2 protein-coding genes and 1 tRNA gene are annotated in these 1,662 nt (G+C 65.6%); all 3 read left to right on the forward strand.

Going from position 1 to position 1,662, the window contains the following annotated elements; all coding sequences use genetic code 11:
• Nucleotides 1-586, forward strand: a 586-nt coding sequence (gene dapB, locus EN780_RS33665; protein ID WP_128276408.1) for a 4-hydroxy-tetrahydrodipicolinate reductase, incomplete at its 5' end; no start/stop codon positions are given.
• 94 nt (nucleotides 587-680) lie between these two features.
• Nucleotides 681-1,301, forward strand: coding sequence for a 2,3-bisphosphoglycerate-dependent phosphoglycerate mutase (locus EN780_RS33670; RefSeq protein WP_127286529.1), 621 nt, complete (start codon nucleotides 681-683; stop codon nucleotides 1,299-1,301).
• 73 nt (nucleotides 1,302-1,374) lie between these two features.
• Nucleotides 1,375-1,459 (forward strand) — tRNA-Leu (locus EN780_RS33675).
• Nucleotides 1,460-1,662 lie beyond the last annotated feature (203 nt).

Here is a 1,662-nt window from a genome sequence, read left to right on the forward strand (position 1 = left end):
TTCCCCCGCGCCCGCCGCGACCGTCGAATTCGCCGGCTACGCGGCGCAGGCGCGCATCGTCCATGTCATCGGCACCACCGGCTGCTCGGCGGACGACAATGCGAAAATCGCGGCCGCGGCGCGCCACGCGACGATCGTCAAATCAGGCAATATGAGCCTCGGCGTCAATCTGCTGGCGGTGCTGGTGGAGCAGGCTGCGCGCGCGCTCGACGGCGACGATTTCGACATCGAGATCCTGGAAATGCACCACCGCCACAAGGTCGACGCGCCTTCGGGAACGGCGCTTCTGCTCGGCGAAGCGGCGGCGGCTGGCCGCGACGTCCCGCTTGCCGGCAACGACGTGCGCGTGCGCGACGGCCATACCGGCGTGCGCAAGCCGGGCACGATCGGCTTCGCCACGCTGCGCGGCGGCTCGGTGGTCGGCGACCACTCGGTGGTGCTGGCCGGCACCGGCGAGCGCATCACGCTGTCCCACCATGCCGAGGACCGGGCGATCTTCGCGCGCGGAGCCGTAAAAGCCGCGCTCTGGGCCCGCGCGAAGAAGCCCGGACTTTATTCGATGCGGGACGTGCTCGGCCTGAGCTGAGGCGGCCTCTTCCAATTATTTTGTTCTTACGCAATTCCGGACGGAAAACCGCGACACACTTTTCCTGGAATTGCTCAAACTCGAAGGAGCAAACATGTCGAGAACCCTCGTGCTCGTGCGCCACGGCCAGAGCGACTGGAACCTGAAGAACCTGTTCACCGGCTGGCGCGACGTCGACCTGACCGAGCAGGGCCATGCCGAGGCCAAGGCCGCCGGCCAGAAGCTGAAGGCGCGCGGCCTGAAGTTCGACATCGCCTTCACCTCGGCGCTGATCCGGGCGCAGAAGACCTGCCAGCACATCCTCGACGCGGTCGGCCAGAGCGATCTCAAGACCATCCGCGACCAGGCGCTGAACGAGCGCGACTATGGCGACCTCTCCGGCCTCAACAAGGACGACGCGCGCAAGAAGTGGGGCGAGGAGCAGGTGCATATCTGGCGCCGCTCCTACGACGTCTCGCCGCCCGGCGGCGAAAGCCTGAAGGACACCGGCGCGCGCGTCTGGCCCTATTATTTGCACGACCTGCAGCCGCACGTGCTGCGTGGCGAAACCGTGCTGGTGGCCGCCCACGGCAATTCGCTGCGCGCGCTGATCATGGCGCTGGACGGCAAGAGCGGCGAGGAGATCGTCAAGCTCGAGCTCGGCACCGGCGTGCCGGTGATCTACACGCTCAACGCCGATTCGACCGTGGCGTCGAAGGAAGTGCTGGAGGGCTGAGCCGTCTACGGCAAATGGTTTGAAAAAACCGCGTTGACAGTGCGAGCTTGCCCGCTTACATGAGCCCGCACCAGCCCAGATGGCGGAATTGGTAGACGCGCACGGTTCAGGTCCGTGTTCCGCAAGGAGTGGAGGTTCGAGTCCTCTTCTGGGCACCATCTATCCCGACTGCCAACGGGATTAGCGCCTTCCGCAGTGTTGTCGTTTTTCGCCGGCTTTCGCAACGGATGCCACTTGAGCGCGAATTGCGACGTTCGAGATTAGCCGCTGGCCTCTGACTTTCGTGACGAAGAGGCGAGGGCAGTGTCCCAACAAACCGCTTCAAACCCGGCGCCCCCGGCGCTACGGTCCGCCCCATGGC

It is taken from the genome of Mesorhizobium sp. M4B.F.Ca.ET.089.01.1.1, from assembly GCF_004022605.1.
Taxonomy (GTDB): Bacteria; Pseudomonadota; Alphaproteobacteria; order Rhizobiales; family Rhizobiaceae; genus Mesorhizobium; species Mesorhizobium abyssinicae.